This window comes from Rhizobacter sp. (assembly GCF_031412495.1).
GTDB lineage: Bacteria > Pseudomonadota > Gammaproteobacteria > Burkholderiales > Burkholderiaceae_C > Schlegelella_A.
In genome coordinates, this window is sequence record NZ_JANODC010000397.1 from 1 (window position 1) to 21,671 (window position 21,671).

General features: G+C 72.3%; 25 protein-coding genes. 11 read left to right on the forward strand and 14 right to left on the reverse strand.

Annotated features, from left to right (window positions below):
- The coding region (locus tag AC30N0_RS14530) for a DNA translocase FtsK (protein ID WP_489518618.1) at nt 1–720 on the forward strand (720 nt) is incomplete at its 5' end.
- On the forward strand, nt 717–1,337 hold the full coding sequence (gene lolA / locus AC30N0_RS14535) for an outer membrane lipoprotein periplasmic chaperone LolA (protein WP_489518619.1): 621 nt from the start codon (nt 717–719) through the stop codon (nt 1,335–1,337). The genes AC30N0_RS14530 and lolA, both read left to right, overlap by 4 nt.
- Nucleotides 1,338–1,348: 11 nt before the next feature.
- Here the strand turns inward: lolA and AC30N0_RS14540 are convergent, their stop codons facing one another.
- Together AC30N0_RS14540 and AC30N0_RS14545 are read right to left on the reverse strand one after the other, a co-directional pair.
- Complete coding sequence (locus AC30N0_RS14540) at nt 1,349–2,626, reverse strand: beta-ketoacyl-[acyl-carrier-protein] synthase family protein (RefSeq protein ID WP_489518620.1); 1,278 nt, start codon at nt 2,624–2,626, stop codon at nt 1,349–1,351.
- Entirely contained in the window at nt 2,610–2,885 is a 276-nt protein-coding gene (locus tag AC30N0_RS14545; RefSeq protein WP_489518621.1) for an acyl carrier protein, read from the reverse strand. The genes AC30N0_RS14540 and AC30N0_RS14545 overlap by 17 nt, the downstream gene beginning before the upstream one ends.
- Before the next feature lie 149 nt (nt 2,886–3,034).
- Between AC30N0_RS14545 and AC30N0_RS14550 the strand changes: the two genes are divergently transcribed.
- The 9 genes from AC30N0_RS14550 (at nt 3,035) to AC30N0_RS14590 (ending at nt 12,145) form a co-directional block, all read left to right on the forward strand.
- Nucleotides 3,035–4,348: a replication-associated recombination protein A gene (locus AC30N0_RS14550; protein ID WP_489518622.1), complete on the forward strand. Its 1,314-nt coding sequence runs from the start codon at nt 3,035–3,037 to the stop codon at nt 4,346–4,348.
- A gap of 65 nt (nt 4,349–4,413) precedes the next feature.
- Nucleotides 4,414–5,337, forward strand: a complete 924-nt coding sequence (locus AC30N0_RS14555; RefSeq protein ID WP_489518623.1) for a branched-chain amino acid ABC transporter permease — start codon at nt 4,414–4,416, stop codon at nt 5,335–5,337.
- Nucleotides 5,338–5,440: 103 nt separating this feature from the next.
- A complete protein-coding gene (locus AC30N0_RS14560; RefSeq protein ID WP_489518624.1) occupies nt 5,441–6,625 on the forward strand; it encodes a branched-chain amino acid ABC transporter permease in 1,185 nt (394 codons plus the stop codon).
- On the forward strand, nt 6,618–7,523 hold the full coding sequence (locus AC30N0_RS14565; protein ID WP_489518625.1) for an ABC transporter ATP-binding protein: 906 nt from the start codon (nt 6,618–6,620) through the stop codon (nt 7,521–7,523). The genes AC30N0_RS14560 and AC30N0_RS14565 overlap by 8 nt, the downstream gene beginning before the upstream one ends.
- A gap of 20 nt (nt 7,524–7,543) precedes the next feature.
- A complete protein-coding gene (locus AC30N0_RS14570) occupies nt 7,544–8,248 on the forward strand; it encodes an ABC transporter ATP-binding protein (RefSeq protein WP_489518626.1) in 705 nt (234 codons plus the stop codon).
- 87 nt (nt 8,249–8,335) lie between these two features.
- Nucleotides 8,336–9,694, forward strand: coding sequence for an NAD(P)/FAD-dependent oxidoreductase (locus tag AC30N0_RS14575; RefSeq protein ID WP_489518627.1), 1,359 nt, complete (start codon nt 8,336–8,338; stop codon nt 9,692–9,694).
- A 92-nt stretch (nt 9,695–9,786) separates the two neighbouring features.
- Nucleotides 9,787–10,608 (forward strand): MipA/OmpV family protein, encoded by an 822-nt coding sequence (locus tag AC30N0_RS14580; RefSeq protein ID WP_489518628.1) that lies wholly within the window; start codon nt 9,787–9,789, stop codon nt 10,606–10,608.
- Nucleotides 10,605–11,351 (forward strand): lysophospholipid acyltransferase family protein, encoded by a 747-nt coding sequence (locus AC30N0_RS14585; protein ID WP_489518629.1) that lies wholly within the window; start codon nt 10,605–10,607, stop codon nt 11,349–11,351. Before AC30N0_RS14580 ends, AC30N0_RS14585 begins: the two co-directional genes overlap by 4 nt.
- Entirely contained in the window at nt 11,348–12,145 is a 798-nt protein-coding gene (locus AC30N0_RS14590; protein WP_489518630.1) for a glycosyltransferase family 2 protein, read from the forward strand. Before AC30N0_RS14585 ends, AC30N0_RS14590 begins: the two co-directional genes overlap by 4 nt.
- On the opposite strand, the gene fabG is transcribed toward AC30N0_RS14590, so the two are convergent.
- From fabG to AC30N0_RS14650, 12 genes are all read right to left on the reverse strand, one after another.
- Entirely contained in the window at nt 12,126–12,845 is a 720-nt protein-coding gene (fabG, locus tag AC30N0_RS14595) for a 3-oxoacyl-ACP reductase FabG (protein WP_489518642.1), read from the reverse strand. The genes AC30N0_RS14590 and fabG overlap by 20 nt on opposite strands.
- A 5-nt stretch (nt 12,846–12,850) precedes the next feature.
- Entirely contained in the window at nt 12,851–13,333 is a 483-nt protein-coding gene (locus tag AC30N0_RS14600) for a hotdog family protein (protein ID WP_489518631.1), read from the reverse strand.
- Nucleotides 13,330–14,064 carry an SAM-dependent methyltransferase gene (locus AC30N0_RS14605; protein WP_489518632.1) on the reverse strand — a complete coding sequence of 245 codons (735 nt, stop codon included), beginning with the start codon at nt 14,062–14,064 and terminating at the stop codon, nt 13,330–13,332. Before AC30N0_RS14605 ends, AC30N0_RS14600 begins: the two co-directional genes overlap by 4 nt.
- Nucleotides 14,061–14,846: a polysaccharide deacetylase family protein gene (locus AC30N0_RS14610; protein ID WP_489518633.1), complete on the reverse strand. Its 786-nt coding sequence runs from the start codon at nt 14,844–14,846 to the stop codon at nt 14,061–14,063. The genes AC30N0_RS14605 and AC30N0_RS14610 overlap by 4 nt, the downstream gene beginning before the upstream one ends.
- An 80-nt stretch (nt 14,847–14,926) precedes the next feature.
- On the reverse strand, nt 14,927–17,371 hold the full coding sequence (locus AC30N0_RS14615; protein WP_489518634.1) for an MMPL family transporter: 2,445 nt from the start codon (nt 17,369–17,371) through the stop codon (nt 14,927–14,929).
- A gap of 4 nt (nt 17,372–17,375) precedes the next feature.
- A complete protein-coding gene (locus AC30N0_RS14620; RefSeq protein ID WP_489518635.1) occupies nt 17,376–17,945 on the reverse strand; it encodes an outer membrane lipoprotein carrier protein LolA in 570 nt (189 codons plus the stop codon).
- A gap of 28 nt (nt 17,946–17,973) precedes the next feature.
- Nucleotides 17,974–18,939, reverse strand: coding sequence for a lysophospholipid acyltransferase family protein (locus tag AC30N0_RS14625; RefSeq protein WP_489518636.1), 966 nt, complete (start codon nt 18,937–18,939; stop codon nt 17,974–17,976).
- Nucleotides 18,936–19,262 (reverse strand): ApeI family dehydratase, encoded by a 327-nt coding sequence (locus tag AC30N0_RS14630; RefSeq protein ID WP_489518637.1) that lies wholly within the window; start codon nt 19,260–19,262, stop codon nt 18,936–18,938. Before AC30N0_RS14630 ends, AC30N0_RS14625 begins: the two co-directional genes overlap by 4 nt.
- Nucleotides 19,259–19,927, reverse strand: a complete 669-nt coding sequence (locus tag AC30N0_RS14635; protein ID WP_489518638.1) for a class I adenylate-forming enzyme family protein — start codon at nt 19,925–19,927, stop codon at nt 19,259–19,261. Before AC30N0_RS14635 ends, AC30N0_RS14630 begins: the two co-directional genes overlap by 4 nt.
- The gene (locus tag AC30N0_RS14640) at nt 19,852–20,634 is read right to left on the reverse strand and encodes a hypothetical protein (RefSeq protein WP_489518639.1); all 783 of its coding nucleotides are present in this window, start codon (nt 20,632–20,634) and stop codon (nt 19,852–19,854) included. The genes AC30N0_RS14635 and AC30N0_RS14640 overlap by 76 nt, the downstream gene beginning before the upstream one ends.
- Nucleotides 20,631–21,281, reverse strand: a complete 651-nt coding sequence (locus AC30N0_RS14645) for a COG4648 family protein (protein WP_489518640.1) — start codon at nt 21,279–21,281, stop codon at nt 20,631–20,633. The genes AC30N0_RS14640 and AC30N0_RS14645 overlap by 4 nt, the downstream gene beginning before the upstream one ends.
- A 13-nt stretch (nt 21,282–21,294) precedes the next feature.
- Nucleotides 21,295–21,564, reverse strand: coding sequence for a phosphopantetheine-binding protein (locus tag AC30N0_RS14650; protein WP_489518641.1), 270 nt, complete (start codon nt 21,562–21,564; stop codon nt 21,295–21,297).
- Between the last annotated feature and the right edge of the window lie 107 nt (nt 21,565–21,671).

Consider the following 21,671-nt stretch of genomic DNA (forward strand, 5'->3'; position numbering starts at 1 on the left):
GCCAACCCGTTCAGCCTGACGCCCGAGCAGCCGGAGCCCCTCGAGCGGCTGCCCTTCATCGTCGTCGTCATCGACGAGTTGGCCGACCTGATGATGGTCGTCGGCAAGAAGATCGAGGAGCTCATTGCCCGGCTGGCGCAGAAGGCGCGCGCCTCCGGCGTGCACCTGATCCTGGCGACGCAGCGGCCGAGCGTCGACGTCATCACCGGGCTCATCAAGGCCAACATCCCGACCCGGCTGTCGTTCCAGGTCTCGAGCAAGATCGACTCGCGCACCATCCTCGACCAGTCCGGTGCCGAGGCGCTGCTCGGCATGGGCGACATGCTCTACCTGCCGTCGGGCAGCGGCCTGCCGATCCGCGTCCACGGCGCCTTCGTCAGCGACGAGGAGGTGCACCGCGTCGTCGCCTATCTGAAGAGCCAGGGCGAGCCCGACTACATCGACGGCATCCTCGAAGGCGGCGTCCTCGACGGCGACGGCGGCGACGCCCTGGACGGCGCGCCGGGCACGGCAGGCGGCGAGAACGACCCGATGTACGACCAGGCGGTCGGCATCGTCCTGCAGCACCGGCGCGCCTCGATCTCGCTGGTGCAGCGGCACCTGCGCATCGGCTACAACCGCGCCGCGCGATTGCTGGAACAAATGGAGAAATCCGGCCTCGTAACCGGCATGGCAACGAACGGCAACCGCGACATCCTCGTCCCGGCGCGAGTCGAGTGAGGCGCGGCATCGAGCGTGCGCTGCTCGGCGGCATCCTGCTGGCAGCATCGGCCTGGGCCGGCGCCGAGCCGGTGGAGTCGCTGCGCGAGTTCGTCCGCGACGTCCGCAGCGGCCGGGCCGAGTTCACGCAGACCGTCACCTCGCCCGACGGCAAGAAGAAGAAGTCGTCGAGCGGGAGCTTCGAGTTCCAGCGGCCGAACCGCTTCCGCTTCGCCTACCTGAAGCCCTTCGAGCAGACCATCGTCGCCGACGGCGTGCAGGTCTGGATCCACGACGCCGACCTGAACCAGGTCAGCAAGCGCCGGTTCTCGCAGGCGCTCGGCGCCACGCCGGCGGCCCTGCTCGCCGGCGGCTCGTTGGAGCAGGACTTCGATCTTTCCAGCCTGCCGGCGCGCGACGGCCTGGAATGGGCCGAGGCCCGGCCGAAGGCCAAGGACGGCGCGTTCCAGTCGGTGCGCGTCGGCTTCAAGGGCAAGGGGCTGGCCGCGCTCGAGATCGTCGACAGCTTCGGGCAGAAGAGCCTGCTCCGGTTCGACAAGCTCGCTGCGAACGTGCCGGTCGCCGCCGATGCCTTCCGCTTCACGGTGCCGCCGGGCGCCGACGTGATCGAGCAGTAGATCTGCCCGGGTCAGCCGGCGCCGGGATCGGCGCGCGACGCGACCAGCACCGCGTTGCTGCCGCCGAAGGCGAACGAGTTCGACAGGGCGTGGCGCAGGGACTCGCTGCGCCGCGCTTCCCCGATGACCAGGTCGATCGCGAACGCCGGATCGAGGGCCTGCGTGCTCGCCGTCGCCGGGAGCCGTCGGGAACGCAGGGCCTGCAGGGTGACCAGCAATTCGACCGCACCGCCGGCGCCGAGCAGGTGCCCGTGCTGGGCCTTGCTCGAGCTCACCGGCACGCCCCGGGCACCGAAGACGCGGGCCAGCGATTCCGCCTCGGCCGGGTCGCCCGCAGGCGTACCGGTGCCGTGCGCATTGACGTAGCCGATCTCGCCCGGCTCGAGCCCGGCATCGGCCAGCGCCGAGCGAATCGCCCGGGCCTGGCCGTCGGCGTCGGGGTGGGTGATGTGCATGCCGTCGCAGTTGGTGGCGTAGCCGCAGAGGAAGGCCCCGGCGGCGGCGCCTCGTGAACGCGCGTGCCTGGCCGATTCCAGCACGAAGGCCGCCGCCGCCTCGCCGAGCGCGAAGCCGGAGCGGCGCGCGTCGAAGGGGCGGCAGGCGGCCGCGTTGTCGCCGTCGGCGCCGATGCGCACCGGTGCGAGGACGCGCATCGCCTGCCAGCCCGAGAGGACGCCCGGCGTCAGCATCGACTCGCTGCCGCCGGCGATGGCGACGTCGATCCAGCCGGCGCGGATCGCGCGCATCGCCTCGCCGATGGCGATGGCCGACGAAGCGCAGGCGCAGGCATAGGAGAGCGCGGCGCCACGCGCGCCGAAGAGCAGGGCGATCTCGGCCGCGGCCGCATTGGGCATGGTGGTGACGACGCTGGTCGGGCGCATGCGTCGGCGCTCGGCGAAGACGGTGCGGCAGGTTGCCTCGAAGGTCGCGGCGCCGGCCATGCGGCTGCCCCAGAAGATGGCCTGGCGCTCGGCCGGGCAGGCAGCGTGCCCATCGCCGCCGATTCCCGCGGCGCGGGCGGCGTCGGCGGCGGCCCTGAGCGCCATCGCCGTGCCACGGTCGAGCGGCACGCGCGACGGTGCGACAACGGCAGCGGCGTCGAACTCCGCGCGGGCGACGGCCACCGGCGGCAGCTCGATGCCGGGCAGGTCGAGCGCCTGGGCCCGGATTGCCGAGCGGCCGGCGAAGAGCGCGTCGGCGAAGGCAGCGCCGTCGTTGCCGAGCGGGCTGACGACGCCGAATCCGGTGACGGCGATGCGGCCGTCCGGCCGGCTATCCCGCGGCGGCATCGGGGCGGGCCTTGGCCGCGACCGCCTCGTCGAGCAGGGCCGCGAGCTGCTCGAGGGTGGTGCCGGCCTGGCGCGGGTCGAGCCGCTCCTCGGGGATTCGCACGTCGAACCGGTCCTCGACGGCGAAGACGAACTCCATCAGCCCGAGCGAGTCGAGGCCGAGCGTCTCGAGCGTCGACTGCGGCTGGACCCGGGCGGGGTCGACGTGGAACTTCTCGGCCAGCACGAGGGACATGGCGTCGAAGGTCGGTGATGGCATGGCGCGGGACGGCCCGCTTTGGCCGCGTGCGAATCGGGGACTGCCCATCTTATGTCCCGTGGGGCACTCGCCGCCTCGGGGCGCGGCAGAATCCGGCAGCGGCGAGAGCCTCTCGCCGTGCCGCCGCGCCCTTCGGGTCGCGATCCACCGTGCCGCAGACCTCCCTCGATCTTCCGTTCGCCGCCGATGCCGAGGGCACTGCGCCCCTGGCCGAGCGCCTGCGCCCGCGCACGCTCGACGAGGTCATCGGCCAGCAGCACCTGCTCGGCGCAGGCAAGCCGCTGCGCGTCGCCTTCGAGTCCGGCCGGCTGCATTCGATGATCCTGTGGGGGCCGCCCGGCGTCGGCAAGACGACGCTGGCCCGGCTGATGGCCGACGCCTTCGAGGCCCGGTTCATCGCCATGTCGGCCGTGCTGGGCGGCGTCAAGGACATCCGCGAAGCGGTCGAGCGGGCGCAGGCCGCACGGACGAGCGGACGGCGCACCGTCGTCTTCGTCGACGAGGTGCATCGCTTCAACAAGAGCCAGCAGGACGCGTTCCTGCCGCACGTCGAGTCGGGCCTGCTCACTTTCATCGGCGCCACCACCGAGAACCCGTCGTTCGAGGTCAATTCCGCGCTGCTCTCGCGCGCCACCGTGCATGTGCTGAAGCCGCTCGACGACGCCGACCTGGGCACGCTGCTCGAGCGAGCGCGGGCGCTCCTGGCGGCACCGCCGCTCTCCGAGCCGGCGCGCGAGCGCCTTGTCGGCTACGCCGACGGCGACGCGCGGCGCCTGCTCAATGCCTACGAGAACCTGATCACCAGCTTCGGCGCCGCCGCCTCGATCGACGAACGCATGCTCGAGCAGGCGCTCGGCGAGCAGCTGCGCCGCTACGACAAGGGCGGCGAGCAGTTCTACGACACCATATCGGCGCTGCACAAGGCGGTGCGCGGCAGCGACCCTGACGCCTCGCTGTACTGGTTCGTGCGCATGATCGACGGCGGCGTCGACCCGCGCTATGCGTCGCGCCGGCTCGTGCGCATGGCGAGCGAGGACATCGGCCTGGCTGACCCCCGCGCCCTGCGCGTGGCCCTCGACGCGGCCGAGACCTACGAGCGGCTCGGCTCGCCCGAAGGCGAGCTGGCGCTGGCCGAGGCGGTGGTCTACCTGGCGATGGCGCCGAAGAGCAATGCGCTCTACGCCGCCTACAACGCCGCAAAGGCCTTCATCAAGAGCGACCGCACCCGGCCCGTTCCCCTGCGCCTGCGCAACGCGCCGACGGCGCTGATGAAGGGCCTGGACTACGGCAAAGGCTATCGCTATGCCCACGACGAGGCCGGCGGCTTCGCCGCGGGCGAGCGCTACTGGCCCGACGACATGGAGGCGCAGGCCTTCTACCGACCCACCGACCGCGGCCTCGAGATCCGGATCGGCGAACGCCTCGCCGAGCTGCGCCGGCTCAACGCCGCTGCCGCGCCGTGAGCCGCCCTGCCATCGGGCGAGCCCCTAGCTGCTGGCAGGGGATTTGCTAATAGAGTCGGCGCCCAATGGACATCTTCATCCAGCAGATCATCAACGGCCTGGTGCTGGGCAGCGTCTATGCGCTGGTGGCCCTCGGCTACACGATGGTCTACGGGATCATCAACCTGATCAACTTCGCGCACGGCGAAGTGCTGATGGTGGGCGCGCTCACGGCGTGGACCGTCGTCACCGGGCTGGCCGGGTACGGCTTCCCGGGCTGGGCCCTGCTGCTGTTCGGCCTGGTGGCTGCCGTGATCGTCTGCTCCGCGCTCAACTTCGGCATCGAGAAAATCGCCTACCGGCCGCTGCGCAACGCACCGCGCCTGGCGCCGCTGATCACCGCGATGGGGATGAGCCTGCTGCTGCAGACGCTGGCCATGATCATCTGGAAGCCGAACTACAAGTCCTTCCCCATCCTCCTGCCCGGCGATCCGCACGTGGTCTTCGGCGCGGTCATCAACAACGTGCAGATCCTGATCCTGGTCATGACCGTGATCACGCTGACCGGGCTGATGTACCTGGTGAACCGGACCCGGCTCGGCCGTGCCATGCGGGCCACCGCGGAGAACCCGCGCGTCGCCGCGCTCATGGGCGTGCGGCCCGACACCGTCATCTCGGCCACCTTCGTCATCGGCGCAGCGCTGGCCGCGCTGGCGGGCGTGATGTACGCGGCCAACTACGGCTCGGTGCAGCACACCATGGGCTTCCTGCCCGGCCTGAAGGCATTCACGGCGGCCGTGTTCGGGGGCATCGGCAACCTCCCGGGCGCCATGGTCGGCGGTGTGCTGCTCGGCCTGATCGAGGCTTTGGGGGCCGGCTACATCGGCGACCTGACGGGCGGGGTCCTCGGCAGCCACTACCAGGACATCTTCGCCTTCATCGTGCTGATCCTCGTCCTGACGCTGCGGCCGCAGGGCCTGCTCGGCGAGCGAGTCGCCGACCGGGCATGAGAGCGCGCCGATCGAGAATGAGAGCACCGGCCGGCCGCCGGGCCGCCCCAAGGCCGGCCGAGCCCCCACGGGGGGCAGCGACCGCAGGGAGCGTGGGGGCTCCATGAGCGAGTACGCCCGCCGCAACAAGCTGATCGTCTTCCTGGGCGCAGCGGTCCTGCTGATCATCCTGCCGTTCGTCGTGCAGCAGGCCGGCAACGCCTGGGTGCGCATCATCGACATCGCCCTGCTCTACGTGCTGCTGGCGCTCGGCCTGAACATCGTCGTCGGCTATGCCGGCCTGCTCGACCTCGGCTACGTCGCCTTCTACGCCGTCGGCGCCTACCTGCTGGGCCTGCTCGCCTCGCCGCAGCTGACCGACACCTTCGAGGCCATCGCCGCCGCCTTCCCCGGCGGCCTGCACACGCCGTGGTGGGTGGTCATCCCGCTCGGCGCCCTGGTCGCCGGCGTGGCCGGGGTGCTGCTCGGGGCGCCGACGCTGAAGCTGCGCGGCGACTACCTGGCGATCGTCACCCTCGGCTTCGGCGAGATCGTGCGCATCTTCCTCAACAACCTGGACGCGCCGGTCAACATCACCAACGGCCCGAAGGGAATCGCCTCCATCGACGAGATCTCGATGTTCGGCGTGAGCCTGGGCAAGACGCAGCACCTGTTCGGCCTCGAGATGCCGAAGGTGACGAACTACTACTTCGTGCTGCTGATCCTGGTCGTCATCGCGGTCGTGATCTGCTACCGGCTCGAGCGCAGCCGCATCGGCCGGGCCTGGATGGCGATCCGCGAGGACGAGATCGCCGCCAAGGCGATGGGCATCAACACCCGCAACCTGAAGCTGCTCGCCTTCGGCATGGGCGCGACGCTCGGCGGCGTCTCCGGCGTGATGTTCGCGAGCTTCCAGGGCTTCATCTCGCCGGAGTCGTTCAGCCTCCAGGAGTCGATCATGATCGTGGCCATGGTCGTGCTCGGCGGCATCGGCCACATCCCGGGCGTGATCGTCGGTGCCCTGCTCCTGGCCGCGCTGCCCGAGGTGTTGCGTTATGTCGCCGGGCCATTGCAGCAATGGTCGGACGGCCGTCTCGATGCCTCGATCCTGCGCCAGCTGCTGATCGCCCTGGCGATGATCGGCGTGATGCTGGCGCGGCCGCGCGGCCTGTGGCCGTCGCCGGAGCACGGCAAGGTGGCGCCGCCGCCGGACGCGGGCGGCGACGATCCCGGGGTGCCCCAGCGCGTCACCCCGGCCTCCAGCACCGTGACCAACGTGGTGCACGGCACCGGGTCCCGGCATGCCTGACCCGGTGCCGGCAGCGACGGCGCCTGCTCACGCCCCGGCGGCGCGGGCGGCGGCAGGGCAGGCTGCGCCACCGGCGCTCCGCGTCAGCGGGGTGTCGAAGCGCTTCGGCGGCCTGCAGGCGCTGTCGGACGTGGGCATCACCATCCGGACCGGCGAGGTCTACGGCCTCATCGGTCCGAACGGCGCCGGCAAGACGACCTTCTTCAACGTCCTCACCGGCCTCTATGCGCCCGACTCGGGCACCTTCGAGCTCGGCGGCAAGCCCTACAAGCCGAGCGCCGTGCACGAGGTCGCCAAGTCCGGCATCGCGCGGACGTTCCAGAACATCCGCCTCTTCTCCGACATGACGGCGCTCGAGAACGTCATGGTCGGGAGGCACGTGCGGACGCACTCCGGCCTGGTCGGCGCCATCTTCCGCACCGCCTCGTTCAAGGCCGAGGAAGCCGCGATAGCGGCGCGGGCGCAGGAGCTGCTCGACTACGTGGGCATCGGCGGCTTCGCCGAGTACAAGGCGCGCACCCTGAGCTACGGCGACCAGCGCCGGCTCGAGGTCGCGCGGGCGCTCGCCACCGACCCGAAGCTGATCGCCCTCGACGAGCCGGCCGCCGGCATGAACGCGACCGAGAAGGTGACGCTGCGCGAGCTGATCGACCGCATCCGCAACGACGGCCGGACCATCCTGCTGATCGAGCACGACGTCAAGCTCGTCATGGGCCTGTGCGACCGCGTCACGGTGCTCGACTACGGCAAGCAGATCGCCGAGGGCACGCCGGCCGAGGTGCAGAAGAACGAGAAGGTGATCGAGGCTTACCTCGGGCGTTCGCCCGAGGTAAGCCTGTCGGCACAGGATGGGATCACCCCCATCCCGACCTTCCCCCTCGAAGGGGGAAGGCCATAAGCGTCGCCGCCTCATCGCCTTTGCTGGCCGTGCGCGACCTCAAGGTCGCCTACGGCGGCATCCAGGCGGTCAAGGGCGTCTCTTTCGAGGTGCTGAAGGGCGAGCTGGTCAGCCTGATCGGCGCCAACGGCGCGGGCAAGACGACGACCCTCAAGGCCATCACCGGAACCCAGCCGGCGGCGAGCGGCGTCATCGAGTTCATGGGCCGCGACATCCGCGGCCAGGGGCCGTGGGACCTCGTCGCGCAGGGCCTGGTGATGGTGCCGGAGGGCCGCGGCACCTTCGCCCGCATGAGCATCACCGAGAACCTGCAGATGGGCGCCTTCGTCCGCGACGACCAGGCCGAGATCGCGGCCGACATCGAGCGTGTCTTCGCCATCTTTCCGCGCCTGAAGGAGCGCCGCAACCAGCTCGCCGGGACGATGAGCGGCGGCGAGCAGCAGATGCTGGCCATGGGCCGCGGCCTCATGGCCCGGCCCAAGGTGCTGCTCCTCGACGAGCCGTCGATGGGCCTGTCGCCGATGATGGTCGACAAGATCTTCGAGGTCGTCAACGACATCCACCAGCAGGGCACGACCATCCTCCTGGTCGAGCAGAACGCGAGCCGCGCCCTGCAGCTTGCCTCGCGCGGATACGTGATGGACAGTGGCGAGGTGACGATGAGCGGCGAGGCGCGGGCGCTCCTCGCCGACCCCAAGGTCCGGGCCGCCTACCTGGGCGAGTGACGCCGGGCGCGACGATAGAATCGCGGCTTCAGATCGGGTGTCGAGTCGGCAGGCTGAAGGCAGTTCTGCGACGCACCCTTGCCAGCGATGACCGAGAGCCGGCTCCTGCCGAGACCGCCCATTTCTCCCGTACCGGCCGCACCTGACGCTGCCTTCGACTGCGACGTCCTCGTCGTCGGCGGCGGCCCCGCCGGATCGACCGTCGCCGCCCTCCTGGCCGAACGCGGCCGCGACGTGGTCCTGGTGGAAAAGGCGCATCACCCGCGCTTTCACATCGGCGAGTCGCTGCTGCCCGCCAACGTGGCGCTGTTCGACAAGCTCGGCCTGCGCGACCAGGTCGAGGCGATCGGCATGCCGAAGTGGGGCGTCGAGTTCGTCTCGCCCGACCACGAGCACCGCCAGTTCGTCGAGTTCGCCGACGCCTGGGACAAGTCGATGCCGTACGCATGGCAGGTGCGCCGTTCCGAGCTCGACGAGCTCCTGTTCCGCAACGCCGCCGCCCAGGGCGCGCGCACGCTCGAAGGGCACCGGGTCCGCGAGGTCGTCTTCGACGCCGAGGGCGCCACGGCCCGCGTCGAGCCGGAGCATGGCGAGCACAGGTCCTGCAGGGCCCGCTTCGTCATCGACGCCTCGGGCCGCGATACCGTGCTCGCAAACCAGTTCCGCTGCAAGCAGAAGAGCCCGCGCCACAACAGCTCGGCCCTGTACGGCCACTTCACGGGAGCGGAACGTCTGCCCGGCAAGCTGGAGGGCAACATCACCATCCTGTGGTTCCAGCACGGCTGGTTCTGGTTCATCCCCCTGGCCGACGGCACGACCAGCATCGGCGCCGTCTGCTGGCCCTACTACCTGAAGTCGCGCAGCAAGCCGCTGCCCGAGTTCTTCCGCGACACCATCGCGCTCTGCCCCGAGCTGGCCCGTCGGCTCGAAGGCGCGGCGCTCGTCGAGGAACGCGTCTATGCCACGGGCAACTACTCGTACGCAAGCACCCGCAGCAGCGGCGAACGCTTCCTGCTCCTCGGCGATGCCTATGCCTTCATCGACCCGGTGTTCTCGTCCGGCGTGTTCCTGGCGATGCAGAACGCCTTCCAGGGCGCCGACGTGGTCGAGGCCGTGCTCGACCGTCGCCGCGAGGCCACGGCCCTGCGCCGCGCCTACGACCGCAGCGTCGCCTTCGGGCCGCGCGAGTTCTCCTGGTTCATCTTCCGCGTCACGAACCCGACGATGCGCGAGTTCTTCATGGCGCCGGAGAACCCGTTCCGCGTCAAGGAAGCGCTGCTGTCCCTGCTCGCCGGCGACATCTACGGCAAGACACCCATCTGGGGCTCCATCCGCGTCCTCAAGGCGCTCTACTACCTCGTGTCCGCCGCCAATCTCAAGCGCACGGTGCAGGCCTGGATGCGGCGCCGGGTCAATATCCGCGACGTCGAGGCAGCTGCCTCGTGAGCGCAGCCGGTGCGGCACGGCGGCTTCTCGCGCACTGTCTTCTGCCCGGCTGCGCCCTCGCGGCTGCCGGCGCGTCGGGCGACGAGCTGCCGATGCCCGGCCCGGTCGTCGACGGCGAGGTGGTGCGGACGGGCGACGCCGCCAGCCTGCCGGCGAGCGAGCCGCTGTGGGAGCTCGGGCTCGGCGTCGCCGCCGTCCGCTTCCCGGACTACCGCGGCTCGGACCAGACGAGCACGCACGTCCTGCCGCTGCCCTTCGTCGCCTACCGGGGCCGCTTCCTGCGCGCCGACCGCGACGGCGCCCGCGCCATCATCTTCGCCGGCCGCCGCATCGAGGTCGACGTGAGCCTCTCGGCCTCGGTGCCGACCGAGAGCAAGGACAACGAGGCCCGGCGCGGCATGCGCGACCTGCCCGGCACCTTCGAGATCGGCCCGAACATGAACGTGGAGCTGTGGCAGTCGGCCGACCGGCGCTACAAGCTCGACCTCCGCCTGCCGGTGCGCGAGGCGATCACCCTGCAGCGCTCACCGCGCGCCATCGGCGTCACCTTCTCGCCCAACATCAACCTCGACATCCGCAACCTCGCCGGCCGCTGGAACATCGGCCTGCTCGGCGGGCCGCTGTACGCCGACCGGCGCTACCACCAGCACTTCTACGGCGTCGCGCCGGAGTTCGCGACCTCCACGCGCGCCGCCTACTCGGCTCCCGGCGGCTACGCCGGCTGGCGGGCGACGACGGCGTTCTCGCGCCGGCTCGGCAACGCCTGGCTCGGCGGCTTCGTCCGCTACGACGATCTCGATGGCGCCGTCTTCGCCGCCAGCCCGCTCGTTCGTCGCGAGCGCTCCTTCACGGCCGGCTTCGGCATCTCATGGATCTTCGCAGTCTCGAATCAGCGCGTCGCGATCGACGAGTGACGGCGGCACCCGGCCGGGCCCCCGGCCTGCACCACCGGATCCTGTTCGCGATCGTCATCGTCCAGCTCGGCCTGACGTCGTTGCTCTGGAACCTGGTCGCGCCGCTTATCGGGCTGATCGCCCCGCCCCATCTCGGCGCCCGCCTCGGCCGCGAGGGGGTCTCGCGCATCTATCGCTGGTGCTGGTGGACGGCCGAGGCCGTCGGCATGATGCGCATCGACTCGAGCGCGCTCGACGCCCTGCGCGACGAGCCGGGCGGGCTCATCGTCGCCTGCAACCACCCGACCATGCTCGACGCGATGATCGTCGTCGCGCGGCTGCGCCGTGGCGTCTGCATCATGAAGTCCGAGCTGCTGCGCAACATCTTCCTCGGCGGCGGCTCGCGGCTGGCCCGCTACATCGGCAACGATGTCGGCCGCGACATGATCCGGGCCGCCGTCGCCACCCTGCGCGAAGGCAACCAGCTCGTCCTCTTCCCCGAAGGCACCCGTACGGTGACGCCGCCGCTCAACCCGTTCAAGCCGGGCATCACGCTGATCGCCCACCTGGCGCAGGCGCCGATCCAGACCGTCCTGATCGAGACCGACTCGCCCTACCTGAGCAAGGGCTGGCCGCTCCTGCGGACGCCGCCCGGGCCGGTGACGATCCGGGTCCGCCTCGGCGAGCGTTTTCCGCCCGACGCCGACCATCGCGCGACCCTGCGCCGCCTCGAGGCCTACTTCGCGCGCGAGCTCGGTCGATGACGCCAGCGTCGCCGCCGTCGTCGTGTAGTCACCTCGTCGTCGTTCCCAGCTACAACACCGGGGCCAAGGTCTACGAGACCGTGCGGTCGGCACGCGCCGCGTGGTCACCGGTGTGGGTGGTCGTCGACGGCAGCGACGACGGCACGGCCGCGGGCCTGAAGGCGATGGCTGCGGCCGATCCGGGCCTGCGCGTCGAGGTCCTGCCCCGCAACCAGGGCAAGGGCGCCGCGGTCCTGCACGCGCTGGAGGCCGCCCGTGCCGCCGGATTCAGGCACGCGCTGACCATGGATTCCGACGGCCAGCATCCGGCCGACCTGATCGCCGCCTTCATGGCGGCGTCGGCCGAGCGGCCCGACGCGATGATCCTAGGGCGACCCGTCTTCGACGCCTCGGCGCCGCTGCTGCGGGTGCGCGGCCGGCGCCTGTCGAACATGTGGACGAACCTCGAGACGCTGTTCGCCGGCATCGACGACTCGCTGTACGGGTTTCGCGTCTACCCGATCGCGCCCCTCGTCGACATCATGCGGGCGCACGCCTGGATGCGCCGCTTCGACTTCGACACCGAGGCCGTGGTCCGCCTCGCCTGGCACGGCGTGACGCCGATCAACATCGCCGCGCCGGTCCGGTACCTGCGTCCGGACGAAGGCGGCGTCTCGCACTTTCGCTACGGCCGCGACAACGTCCTGCTGAGCTGGATGCACCTGCGCCTGATGGGCGGGTTCCTCTGGCGCCTGCCCGGGCTGGTCGCGCGCCGGATGGCCGGGCGGCCGCCGTTCAGATCATCGCGCCGTTGATCGAGACGACCTGGCCGCTGATGTAGCCGGCCTCGTCGGAGGCGAGGAAGGCGACCAGTGCCGCGACCTCGGCGGCGGTGCCGGGGCGCTTCATCGGCACCATCTTCTCGATCGCGGCTCGATCGAAGGTCGCCTCGGCCATGCCGGTGTCGATGATGCCCGGCGCCACCGCGTTGACGGTGATGCCGCGGCTGGCCAGCTCCAGGGCCAGCGCCTTGGTGGCGCTGTTGAGCGCGCCCTTGGCCGCCGCGTAGTTGACCTGGCCGCGGTTGCCGGTGAGCGAGGCGATCGACGACAGGTTGACGATCCGGCCCCAGCGCGTGCGGATCATCGGCATCACGAGCGGCTGGGTGACGTTGAAGAAGCCGTTCACGGAGACGTCGATGACGCGTTGCCATTGCGCCTGGCGCAGCGCCGGAAAGGCAGCGTCGTCGTGCACGCCGGCGTTGTTGACGACGATCTGCACCGGGCCGCCGGCGAGCAGGCGCGCGCACGCTGCCTCGGTGGCGGCACGGTCTGTGACGTCGAAGGCGATCGCCTCGCCGCTGCCGCCCGCGGCCACGATGGCGTCGACGACCGTCTGAGCCGCATCGAGGCGGCTGTTCGCGTGGGCGATGACGTGTGCGCCGTCCCGACCGAGCCGCTCGGCGACGGCGCGGCCGATGCCGCCGCTGGCGCCGGTGACGAGGGCGCGCTTCATCGCGCTCACGACGCCGCCGCGAGGGCGGTGTTGAGGACCACGGCGAGCCGGCCGGTCGCCAGCGTGCGGCCGGCGTGCGCGAGCGAGAAGGCGTAGAGGATGCGGCTCGCGTCGGCCGCTTGGCGGCAGGCGGAGACGAGCAGCGTGTCGGGGTCGGCGGCCGGCAGGTCGTCGAGGCGCCAGAGCGCGAGGCGCACGTCTCGCGCGCTGGCCAGGAAGCCGGGCGACGCCTTCGTTCCCGCCGCGCTGGCGCAAAGCGCCCCGTGCAGGGCCATCGCCTGCGCCGCGTACTCGATGGCTGCGCTCGCGAGCAGGCCGCTGCGCGTGCGCAGCGGGTGCGTCGGGTCGCGGTGATTGACCGCCTCGCATTCCACGCCGGCGTCGTCCCACGACGTCATCCGCTCGAGAAGGCACATCGGGCCGCGGTGCGGGATGCGCGCCGCGATGCCGGCGCGGTCGAGCGTCGCCGGCTCGGCACCGTCGGTCATGGCCGCGGCTCGCGGACGTCGCCGACGAGCAGGATGTTCGCGAACGGCGTGCCCGCGTGCATCGGCAGGCTGGTCACGGCGAAGCCCAGCTCGTCGAGCCGCGCCAGCCACTCGGACAGGGTGCGGCCGAAGCGCGGCGGCACCCGGTGGCCGCGGACGAAGGTGACGATGCGGTCGACCCACTGGCTGGTGCGGAAGCGGCTTCGCGTCGAGGCGTCGCCGACGCGCAGGATGAGGCGGCCGCCGCCGCCGAGAGCGCCGCGCACGCGGTCGAGGACGGCGTCCTGCTCGGCGACGCTGATGTAGTGCAGGACGTCGAGGACGACGACCGCGTCCGAACGCGGGAAGACGGCCGTGCGCATGTCGGCGCAGACGAAGTCGGCGCGGTCGCCGAGGGCGGCCTGGGCCCGGGCCACATCGCGCGCCATCAGCTCGATGCCGGTGATCCGGGCCCCCGTGGGCGCCGCCGCCCAGCGCCTGGACCAGCGGCCTTCGCGCTCGGCGGTTCCGGCGGCATCGACCAGGCTGGCGAGCAGGCCCTGGCCGCAACCGATGTCGAGCACGCGCGCCCGCGGCGCGATCAGTCCGTGTTCCACCAGGTGCCCGAACACCGGGTCCCAGCGCAGCTTGCCGCGGGCGAAGTGCCAGGCGAAGCGGCCCGAACGCCGGTACGGCTCGCTCGCCGCATCGACGAGCGCTCGCCACAACGCGGCCGGCGCGGCGTCGCTCACTCGGCGTCGCTGCCGCGCGCCGCGGCCGGCAAGGTCACGGCGCGCAGGCCGGCGTGGGCGAAGCGAGCCAGGAGCTCGGGCAGGGCGACGAGGATCAGCGGCTGGTCGCTGTCGGTGCGCGCGGCGTTGCCGTCGTGCAGGAGCAGGATGTCGCCGGCGGCGAGGCCGCGGCTCAGGCGCGCGACCAGCGCCGCCGGATCGCGCCGGATCGTGTCGTAGCCGCGCCGCGTCCAGCTCACCAGCTGCAGGTCGAGCCGCTGCAGCGCCGGCGCGAGGAATGGGTTGCGCAGGCCCGCGGGGGCACGGAAGAAGCGGGGTGCCACGCCGGTGATGTCGGCAAGGCGGTCCTGTGCGGCGCGGATCTCGGCCCTCATGCGCGCCGGCCCGAGCAGCGAGAAGGCCTTCGAATGCCGGTCGCTGTGGTTCTGCACGCTGTGGCCGCGCCGGATGATCTCGCGGCAGAGCCCCGGCTGCGCCGCCGCGGTCCGGGCGATGCAGAAGAAGGTGGCCGAAACGCGCGCCGCATCGAGCTGGTCGAGCACCGCCGGCGTGACGGCGGGGTCGGGACCGTCGTCGATCGTCAGGGCGATCTCGCGCCGTGCCGTCGCGGCCGCCGGCAGCCGGGTCCAGTTCGAGCCGAGCCAGCGCGAGCGCGGCCAGAGGCCGCCGCCGGTAAGCGCGAGGTGGTTGGCCGCGACGGCGCCCAGGGCCCACGGCCACTCGGCCGGGAACGCAGCGGCCGAGATGCCGGCGCCGACGTGCACGGCCGCGCTCGCAGTCACGTAGGGCGGCCACGACCAAGGCCTGCCGGGGACAGCGCCGACCGGCGAGGCAGGGGTGCGGGGGTCGGTCGGCGGGGTCGTCACGGCGCGGCGATTTTCCCATAGGCGCCCGGCCGCTTCGACGCGGTGCCGATGAGCGCGGCCGAGAAAACGAGGCACAGCAGGGCACCCGGGGCGACGACCTCGCCAATGGCGCGCAGCACCGGGATGCCAGACACCGCGAGCAGGCCGAACGAGGCTACCGTGGTGAGGTTGGCGAGAAGCAGCGAGGCCAGGGTATCGCTGTCCTCGTGGCTTTCGCGGCCGTCGTGGCCGGTTGGGCCGCGCTCGCGCAGGTGGTCGAAGAAGAGCGCGTAGTTGGAGCCGATCGCCACCGTGAGGAGGATGCCGACCAGGTGCAGGATGCCGAAGTCCACGCCCGCTGCCGACAAGCTGCCGAGGACGAGCAGCGTCGCCGCCGCGATCGGCACGACGATGCGGCCGAGACGGCGCGCGCTGCGCAGGTGCCAGCCGAGCAGGGCGAGCACGGCCGCCGCGCCGAGCGCCGCCTGCCACGCCGCCTGCACGAGGAAGCGGTCATAGATGGCGTCGAGCTCGGCCTTGACCGCCACCGGCCGGGCGCCGGGCACGTCGGCGAGCGCCGCGCGCAGCCGGTCCGCGTCGAGCCCGCCGCGCTCCGGCAGCTGCAGGTTGATCAGGGCCCGCCACGGGCGTGCACCGTCGCCGCGCAGGAGCAGCCCGTCGACGGCGACGGCCAGCGGCGTGCCGTCGAGGTCGGCGCGCACGATCGGTGCCTGCGCGCGTGCCGCCTGCACGTCGGCGATGAAGGGCGCGAGGCGAGCGGCGGGCAGCGCGCCGCCTTCGGTCGCCGCGATCAGGCGCTCCCTCAGCGTCGCTTCATCGGGAAGGGCAGCTCGGCGCGCCGCTTGAGTGGCCACGCTGGGCAGGAAGCGCGCCGGCGAGTCGTAGCCCTGCAGCAGGCCTTCGCCGACGAGGCGGTCGAGGCGGGCGCCGACCGCCTCGGCTGCTTCCAGCGCGGCGGCCTCGCTCGGCGCCGACACGGCGACGAGCACGCCGGCGTCGGGGGCGCCGGCGTCGGCGCGCAGGGCGGCGTCGACGCCGAGGTCGGCCGGGTCGACGGGGCTGAGGGCCATCAGGTCGCCGCGCCACGGCGAGGGCAGGAGGGCGAGCGCGGCGGCGGCGACGAGCGTGACGGCGAGGAACGCCCAGCGCAGGCGCGGCAGCGCGGTGGCGCAAGCCTGCATGAAGCGGCCGAGCTGCCGTCGCAGCCCCTGGCCGGGCGCGCCGCGCGGCGCCAGCACGGGGAACACGAAGCGTGTCGTCGCCGCCGCCGCGAGCAGGCCGGCGATGGAGAAGACGCCGAGCTGGGCCAGGCCGGGAAAGCCCGAGAAGACGAGCGCGGCGAAGCCGACCAGCGACGTGAGCAGCCCGAGCCGGATCGTCGGCCAGCTCTCGCGCAGCCAGCGCTGCGCCGGTGTCGCCGCGGCACTCGTCGAAACGGCGCCGGGACGTGCCTGGATCAGGTAGTAGATCGCGTAGTCGACCGCCTCGCCGATCAGCGTCGTGCCGAAGCCGAGCGTCATGCCGTGCACCTGCGAGAAGCCGATGCTCACCGCCGCGATGCCGGCGAGCACGCCGGTCGCCACCGGCAGCATGGCGATCGCCAGCGAGCGCAGCGAGGCGAAGGCGATGAGCAGGAAGACGACGATCAGCGCCGAGCCGACGATCGCCAGCCGCTCGACCGCGCTCCTGATGCGCTCGCGCGACGAAACGCCGAACTTGCCGGCGCCCGAGACCTGCAGGCGCAGGCCCGGTGCCGCGCCCTGGGCGAAGGCGGCGTCGATGGCCGCGAGCGCCGCCTGCTGGCCGTCGAGGTCGCCGCCGTCGGCGCGCGTGGTGGCGACGAGCACCGCTCGCGGCGCCGTCCGCGACACCCAGACCCCGTTCTCGCTGCGCGGCGCCCGCGCCGGCGTCATCGCCTCGGCGATGCGCAGTGTCTCGCCGGTCGGGTCGCGAAAGACGATCGGCTTGAGCAGCGAGCCGGCAGGCGTGCCGAGCAGCGACACCGTCTCGTCGATGGCATTGCGCAGGCCGTCGACGCTGAACCGCTCGGCATCGACCGCGGGGCTCAGCGCATAGCGTCGCTCGAAGACGAGACGGCCGACGTCGGCCCAGGCGGCGGTGTCGCCGTTGCTGACGGAGGTGAAGCGCGGGTCGGCACGCAGGGTGGCAGCGAGCTGCCGCGATGCCTCGGCGCGCTGCGCCGTGCCTTCGGCCGCCGTGCCGCCTTCGATGCCGATGAAGACCATGCGCGAGGCGGCGCCGTCCTTGACCTGGTCGAGCAGCACCGCCTGCTCCGGCGTCGGCGCCGACGGCAGGAACGCCGAGAGGTCGGCGACGTAGTGGGCGCGAATCGCGACGACCCCTGCCAGCGTGCAGCCGGCCAGCCACACGAGCACCGCGATGAGGCCGCCCCGGCGGCGCGGGGTCGTCCCGGGATCCATCGATTCAGGACCGGGCGCGTGCGGGCGCCACCGGCGTGATCGTCATGACCGAGCGGTCGCCGTCGGCGAGCAGCACCTGCACCTGGCGAACCACCGCGCCGCCGCCGGCGACGCGCACCTGCGCCACCTGGCCGCGCAGGCGCGCGTCGCGCGGCACGAGCTCGAGCGCCCAGGCGTCGGCACTGCCGGAAAGCGCGGTTTCGAACAGGCGCTCCAGCGCCTGCCGGTTGCCGGTCAGCGTCCCGCGCACGGCCTCGACGATGACCGCCGCTTCCGGCGACGCGTCGAGCTGCATCGTCCGGCTGCGCTCGCCGAGGCTCATCGTCAGGGTGTTGCCCTCGACCGCGAGCTTCTCGCGGCGCGGCCGCAGCGTCTCGCGCACGAATACGTCGGGGGCGCGGAACGACAGGCGGCCGGCCGACTCGAGCGTGCGGTCGAGCATCTCGACGCGGCGCGTCTCGGTGAACGTGGCCTCGCCGGACTTGACCTGGGCCAGCAGCGCCGTCAGCGTCGCCAGGTCGAACGGCGAAGCGGCCCGCGATGGCCACGGCACGGCGGCCAGGCCGCCGGCCATGGCCAGCGCGAGGACGAGGGACCGCCGTTCAGTTCGGACCTTGGTGCTGGGGGTCGGCCGGTGCATCGGACCAGAAGTCGTAGAAATTGAACCAGTTGTAGGGTGCTTCGCGGCAGAGCGCTTCGACGATGGCGGCGTAGCGCTCGACGCCTTCGCGGATCGCCGCGTCGCGCTCGGCGCCGGTCATCGAGCGGGTCTGGCTGTAGTCGATGATCGGCATGAAGCGGAGGTCGTAGTGTCCGCCGCCGCGGTAGATCCCGGCCATGAAGACCACTTTGCGGCGCAGCATCGCAGCCAGGCGGAACGGCCCGTCGGGAAACCAGGCCGGCGCGCCGAGGAAGTCGACGGCGACGGCTTTCGACCGATGCGAGTTGCCGGGCAGGCTGCGGTCGGCGAGCAGGCCGGCGAGGCCGCCGTCGTCGAGCCACTCGCGCAGCTGCAGCATGGCGTCGATGCGGCCGAGGCCGATCGTGTGCAGCCTGGCCTGCGGCGCGATCGCCGCCAGCGTGTCGTTGAGCAGGCGCGCGTTGTCCTCGTACATGATCATGGCCACGCGCAGGCCCTTGTCGAGGCCGATCATGCGCAGCGCCTCGAAGCTGCCGAAGTGGGCGCCGAAGGCGAGCACGCCTTCGCCGCGCTGCGCGGTTGCCATGACGTCGGCCACGCCGTGCGCCTCGAACTCGAACTGCTCGAACCGCTCCTGCAGCAGGTAGACGCGGTCGAGCACGACCGAGGCGAAGCTGAGCACGTGGCGAAAGCCGTCGTGCCAGGTGATGGGACGGCCGAGCACGCGGGCCAGATAGGCCCGCGACGCGTCGCGAGCCGAGCCGCCGAAGATCACGAAATAGAGGGCGATCGGCGGCAGCAGCAGTCGCGTCGCCCGCCGTCCCGCGGCCAGCGCGATCCAGCGCATGAGGCGCAGCATCGGCAGGTTGGTGCGCTCGCGCTGGTGCGCCCAATCGGTGGGCGGTGCGGCGCTGCCCTCGACCTTCATGGGAGCGCGGCGATGTCGACGCGACCGAACTGGCCGCTGGCAGCGACCTGCTCGCCCTCGCGGACGGTCCAGGCGAGCGCCGTCGCGCCGAGGTTGAAGTCGATCGTCAACGTCGTGCCGGGGCGCACCGGGGCCAGGAACTTGGCGACGCCCAGGCGCGGCGCCCGGCCGACGCAGGCGGCGAGCGCCGCGTCGGCGTGCGCTGCCTCGAGCACCTCGGCGAGGAGGGCGACGCCGGGCAGGAGCGGCTGGCCGGGGAAGTGGCCGTCGAACGCCGGGTGGTCGGCTGCGATCTCGACCCGTTGCGACACGATACCGGTCATGCGCCCTCGCGCCGCGCCGCCGCGGCCGCCAGGGCGCCGAGTGCCGCCTGCGTCAGCTTACCCGTCGCCTCGCGCGGCAGCGCGTCGAGGTGGACGATGCGGCGCGGCAGGAAGGCGGCATCGACGCGCTCGCGCAGGGCGGCCCGGATCTGCTGGCCCGACAGGCCGGGCGCGACGACGAAGGCGAGCAGCCGCGTCACGCCAGCGCCGTCCCCGTCGCCGTCGCCGTCGTGGGTGCCGCCCGGCGGCATCCAGAACGCGCCGTCGACGACGCCGTCGATCGAATTGAGGTGGAAGTTCAGGTGCCCGACCGAGCTGCGCTTGCCGGCGACGTTCACCAGGTCGTTGGAGCGGCCGAGCAGGCGGAAGGTCTCGGCGTCGATGACCTCGAGCACGTCGGCGAGGACGGTCGCTTGCGGCACGTGGCCACCGCTCACGCTGGCGGCGCTGCCGTCGCCGGTCAGGCGCAGGCCGTCGAAGGTGCGCCATTCCGCGCCGGCGGTCGTCCGCCGCGTCGCCACCTGGCCGGCTTCCGTGCAGCCGTAAATCTCGAGCAGCGGTGCCTGCAGCACCTGCTCGGCGCGCGCCGCTAGCTGCGGCGCCAGCGGCGCGGTGGCGCAGACGACGAGGCCGAGCGCCGGCTGGGCCTGGCCCGAATCGAGCACTCCTTGAGGTGGAACGGGGTGGTGACCAGGATGCGCGGCGCCGGCACGGCAGCGAGCGCGGCGGCGACGTCGGCCGGGTAGAACGGGCGGCCGGCCGCGAAGGCGGCGCCGCCGTGCATGGCGATCAGCACGCTCGACTCGAAGCCGTACATGTGCTGCGGCGGCACGGTGGCGACGAGCGCCATCCCGTCGAGGCCGGGGCGGCCGACGCCCTGGGCCAGGCGCGCAGCCTCCGCCCGCGCGTTGCGCACGAGCAGGCCCCAGGGCTTGGCATGAGGGACCGGTTCGCCGGTGGATCCCGACGTGAGGACGTGCGCGGCGACGAGGTCAGCATCGATCGACGGCACGGCCTCGACGCCGGTCGTGCCGGCACTGCCGACCGCGTGAGCCACGCTCGGCAGGCCGTGTCCGTCGCCCCCCGGTTCGACCAGCGCATACGTGCCGGCGAAGCGGGTGCGCAGTCGCACGACGGTGTCGGGCAGGTGGTTCGGCGGCAGCAGGCTGGTGTGGCCACGCAGGAGGGCGGCGCCGAGGCCGACCGCGAACCGGTAGCGGTCGCTCGACAGGTTGAGCATCGCGCCGCTGGCGGGTAGCCGCTTCGCGAGCGCCGCCGCATCGGCGAGGTACTGGCGCCGCGTGATCGGCGCGCCGTCTCGCCATGCGATCGGTGTGCCGAGGTCGCCGGCGAGGAGCGGCGCCTCGGTCATGGGGCCGGGCCCGCCGGTCGTTCGCCGCCGGCATCGCGCTGCGAGTAGGCGCGCATCGCCTGGCCCAGCGTCGCCCGCTCGAACTCCGGGTGCAGGCGATAGCGCAGCACGTACTCGCCGACGAAGAGAAGCACCATCGCCAGTGGCGTCACCAGGTTGGCGAACACGGCCCAGGCCTCGAACGGCGCGAACGCATAGAGCCCGACCGACACGCTGGCCATCGTCGCGAAGTACAAGGTCCACGCGGCCGTGACCTTGCGCGCGTAGTGGGCCATCGGGGCCGTGAGCCCGCCGTGCACGCGCCGGGCCAGGGCGGTGATCAGCGGCTCCCTGCCGGCTTGGAGGGTGCCTCCGAAGACGAAGGCAAGGAGCAGGTGGATGCCGGCGTGCTGGGCCAGGTAGAGCGTGCCCGGCGCGAGACCGCCGCCGCGCCACGCCTGGACGACGAGCGTCGCCGTCGCCAGGCCGGCGACGACCGCGAGCAGGCGCATCCCGTTGCGGGCGGCGTAGAGCGCGGTCAAGGCCAGCATCGGCCCGACCACCACGACCGCGTTCCAGCCGGAGGCCGGAGCCCGCGTCATCAGCCAGTGGCTGGCCGCCACGTAGGCCAGGCCGGTCAAGCCGGCCAGCACGTAGCGCGCGCGCATGGTCGGCGCCTCCTCAGGACTGGCGATGCGCGGCGATGTGGTCGGCCAGGCTCGCCAGCGACTTGAAGATGCGGACGTTGTCCTCGTCGTCGGAGCGGAGCTGGAAGCCGTAGCGCTGCGACACGACGAGGGCGACCTCGAGGATGTCGATCGAGTCCAGGCCGAGGCCTTCGCCGTAGAGGGCTGCCTGCGGGTCGATCGCCGCGGGGTCGGTGTCGAGGTTGAGCGCTTCCACGAGCAGCCCGGCTACCTCGCGCTGCAGGTCGGTTTGTTGAAAAGTCATGCGTCTCGTCGGAGGCAGTGGGTTCCGCCGCAGCGGGGGCCGGAGGTCCGGCGATCAGAGGTGGCGGTCGGCAGCCGACGGCGGAAGTTGCGCTTGCGAAGCGACCG